The sequence below is a fragment of the Bartonella sp. AA83SXKL genome, from assembly GCF_042196965.1.
Taxonomy (GTDB): domain Bacteria; phylum Pseudomonadota; class Alphaproteobacteria; order Rhizobiales; family Rhizobiaceae; genus Bartonella.
Map to the genome: position 1 here is coordinate 1 of NZ_JBHIRG010000070.1, position 2,530 is coordinate 2,530.

Annotated in this window: 1 protein-coding gene; it reads left to right on the forward strand. The window is 39.5% G+C overall.

Annotation, left to right across the window (positions count from 1 at the left end; all coding sequences use genetic code 11):
* Positions 1-206: 206 nt before the first annotated feature.
* Positions 207-2,530: DEAD/DEAH box helicase family protein (locus ACFINO_RS09585; RefSeq protein WP_375655587.1), on the forward strand; the 2,324-nt coding region annotated here is incomplete at its 3' end.

Below are 2,530 nucleotides of genomic sequence, written 5' to 3' on the forward strand. Positions count from 1 at the left end.
TTCACTATTTTGCTGATTTTACCTCATGTCATAGGCTGTGGATAAGTAGCCTTTAATAAAATTTCTTTTTAAGCAGGTTGTGGGTCTTTAGCACCCTTTTTTTATTTTATTATTGCTATTTGTTTTAAATAGATCTAGCAGATTCTATTTAAAGTTTTTTGACACCGATAGATCAACGCTTATAAAGCGGTGGGGTTTTATTATAAATGCTTCAATCTCATAACAAATCACTGACATTACGCTCTCTGTTACAATCCTACCGTGATCATACAGAAAGTGCGCGCGATAGAGGAACTTCTTTTGAAAATTTTGTAATTGCTTATTTGACGCAAGACCCTCTACAATGCCAAGAATATGAAAAAGTTCAAACCTATTGTGAATGGGCAAAAGAGCATGGGGAAGATGGGCGTGATATCGGCATTGATCTGGTTGCTAAAATTCGTGATGAAGAAGGATATGCCGCTATTCAATGTAAGTTTTATAGTGCAAATCATCAGATCAAGAAGGAAGATATTGATAGCTTTATTGCTGCCTCGGGAAAAAAGATCTTCACACGCCGTATTCTGGTTGATAGCACCGAAGGTAATTGGAGTAACAATGCCGATCTCACCTGTGAAGGACAAGGAGTCCGCATTCAACGGATTAATCTTTTTGATCTGGAAAACAGTCAAATAGATTGGTCAACCTTTGAAAGCAAAGGGGAAGCTACTCTTAAGAAAAAAGAACCGAAAAAGCTTTTAGATCATCAACAAGAAGCGCTTAAAGCTGTTTGTGACGGTTTACAAGAAGCAGACCGCGGCAAGCTGATTATGGCGTGTGGAACGGGAAAGACCTTTACCAGTCTGAAGATAGCAGAAGCTCTTGCTGGTCAAGGTAAACGTGTTTTATTCCTTGTTCCCTCTCTTTCTTTAATGTCACAAACAATAAGAGAATGGACAGCAGATACAGCAATACCCTTGCGTTCCTTTGCCGTGTGTTCTGATACACAAGTTGGTAAGCGTCGCAAAGCCCAAGATGATGCTGCCGAACTCGATGTCTCGGATCTCGCTCTACCAGCAACAACAGATTCTCAAAAGCTTGGAGAAAAAGCCAATAAGACTTCTCCTGATGCCATGACAGTGGTCTTTGCTACCTACCATTCGATCCAAGTGATTTCGGATGCGCAAAAGAAATATGCTTTACCGGAATTTGATCTGATCATTTGTGATGAAGCACACCGTACCACTGGAGCTGTGTTAGGAACAGACAAGAGTGAATCTGAGTTTATCAAGGTTCATAATAATAGCCTTATTCGGGGAAAGAAACGTCTGTATATGACAGCAACACCTCGTATCTTTAGTGATAATGCCAAAAAACAAGCTAATGAGATTGATGCCGTTCTGGCTTCTATGGATGATGAAGAGCTTTATGGAAAAATCCTTTATTCTTATAGTTTCTCCCATGCTGTAAAAAATGGACTTTTAACGCCTTACAAGATTATCGTTTTAGGTGTTGATGAAGGAGAAGTGAGTAAATCTATCCAGCATCTGATGACAGATGAGAATTATGAACTTATTCTTGATGATAGAACAAAGATCATGGGTTGTTATCAAGCTCTTACCAAAATGGATCTGAAAATTGATCTTGGGGATGATACAAGACCCATGCATCGGGCTTTGGCTTTTTGTAGAGATATTGATACTTCTGAACGTATATGTAGAACATTCAACGATGAAGAAGTTAAGAAAGATTTACGTGATCTTCATGAAAACCATAAAAATATTCCCCCTCTTAACTGTCAAGTAGATCATATTAATGGAAAATCTGGTGCCAAAAACCGTACGATAAAACTTGATTGGTTGAAAGAAGATGCGGGTGAGAATGTCTGCCGTATATTAACCAATGTACGCTGCCTTTCAGAAGGTGTTGATGTTCCTTCCCTTGATGCGGTTATGTTTTTACACCCGCGTAAAAGCCAAGTGGATGTGATACAAGCAGTAGGACGTGTGATGCGTCGTGCAAAAGGCAAAAAGATGGGCTATATCATTTTGCCGGTTGGTGTTCCTGCTGGTGTTTCACCAGAAGAGGCATTAAAAAACAATAAGAGATACAGTGTTGTCTGGCAAGTTCTCAATGCTTTGCTTGCCCATGATGAGAATTTTAGTAAAACCCTTAACCAGATGGTCTTAGGGCAAGACGTAAGCTCTATCATCGACATTGTTACAGTTTCTAAAAAGACCGAATTAGAGAATGTCACCACGGTTATTGACGAAATCCCGCTCCACGAAAAATCAGAAAAATCCGGACTTTGTATTGGGACACAAGCTCATGAACCGCAACATAGTCATAGCGTAACAGGAAGATTGCCCTTTTTTGTTGAGTTTCCCAATGCTCTCAAAACACTGATTGTTAAAAAATCTACTATGAGTGATTATTGGGGCATTTGGGCTGGCAATGTTGCTGAGATTGCACAAAACCATATCACACGCCTTCAAACTATGCTTTCTGATCAAACAAGCGAAGCTTATCATGCCTTTGATGCGTTTTATAA